Below are 1,154 nucleotides of genomic sequence, written 5' to 3'. Positions count from 1 at the left end.
CATCCAGACCGATGCCGCGATCAACCGCGGCAATTCCGGCGGACCGCTGTTCAACAGCGCGGGCGAAGTCATCGGCATCAACACGGCGATCATCTCGCCATCCGGCGGCTCGATCGGCATCGGCTTCTCCATCCCGTCGCAGCTCGCGTCCGGTGTCGTCGACCAGTTGCGCCAGTTCGGCGAGACGCGGCGCGGCTGGCTCGGCGTGCGCATCCAGCCGATGACCGACGACATCGCCGAAAGCCTCGGCATGGCGACCGCAAAGGGTGCGCTGGTTGCCGGCGTGATCAAGGGCGGCCCGGTCGACAATGGCACGATCCAGGCCGGCGACGTCATCATCAAGTTCGACGGCAAGGATATCCATGAGATGCGCGACCTGCCACGTGTCGTCGCCGAAAGCCCTGTCGGCAAGGCGGTCGACGTGCTGATCGTGCGCAAGGGCGTTGAACAGACGGTGAAAGTGACCCTCGGCCGGCTCGAGGATGGCGAGAAGGCCGCCAACGCCGAGGAGGGCAACACCGATCAGGACAAGGGCGACAAGGCTCCGGCCGTTTCCACTGCTTCGGTGCTCGGCATGACGGTCGGCGAACTGAACGACGAGACACGCAAGAAGTTCAGCATTGCGGCCGATGTTTCGGGCGTCGTCATCACCGACGTCACCAAGGACTCGGCCGCCGCCGAACGCGGCATCCAGCCCGGCGAGGTGATCACCGAGATCGCACAGGAATCGGTTGCTACCCCCAAGGACGTCATGGACCGGATCGGCGCCTTGAAGGAACAGGGGCGCAAGAATGCGCTCTTGATGCTGGCCTCGAAGACCGGCGAGCTCAGGTTCGTGACGATCAGGATGGACTGAGGTCCGGAAGATCGACAACACGACAACACTGAAAAAAGGGCGGCTAGCGAGCTGCCCTTTTTCTTGCCTGCCAGTCCTGGCGCGACAGTCTGTAGAGGACATGCCGTTTGAGATGCGGATGGCTGTCGGGAATGCTGGGGTGGTCGAAATCGGCGGATGGATCCGCGCTCATGCCGAGGCGTTGCATGACGGCGGTGGAGCGGCGGTTGGCCGCGACGGCGAATGACACGATTTCATCGAGGCCAAGCGTCTCGAAGCCGTAGGCCAGCCACGCATCGGCTGCCTCGGTGACATAGCC

The 1,154-nt window shown here is 63.9% G+C and carries 2 protein-coding genes; one reads left to right on the top strand and one right to left on the bottom strand.

The genetic code is table 11. From position 1 onward, the window contains the following. A partial coding sequence (locus tag EN969_RS32070) for a PDZ domain-containing protein (RefSeq protein ID WP_127419788.1) occupies positions 1-856 on the top strand: 856 nt, incomplete at its 5' end. Between the two features lie 43 nt (positions 857-899). Here the strand turns inward: EN969_RS32070 and EN969_RS32065 are convergent. Further along, a partial coding sequence (locus EN969_RS32065) for a GNAT family protein (protein WP_164758713.1) occupies positions 900-1,154 on the bottom strand: 255 nt, incomplete at its 5' end.

Origin of the sequence: Mesorhizobium sp. M7A.F.Ca.CA.003.01.2.1, assembly GCF_003998945.1 — a bacterium.
Lineage (GTDB): Bacteria > Pseudomonadota > Alphaproteobacteria > Rhizobiales > Rhizobiaceae > Mesorhizobium > Mesorhizobium ciceri.
Note: the sequence above shows the minus strand (reverse complement) of the source record. Positions and strands in the feature narration are given on the sequence as shown.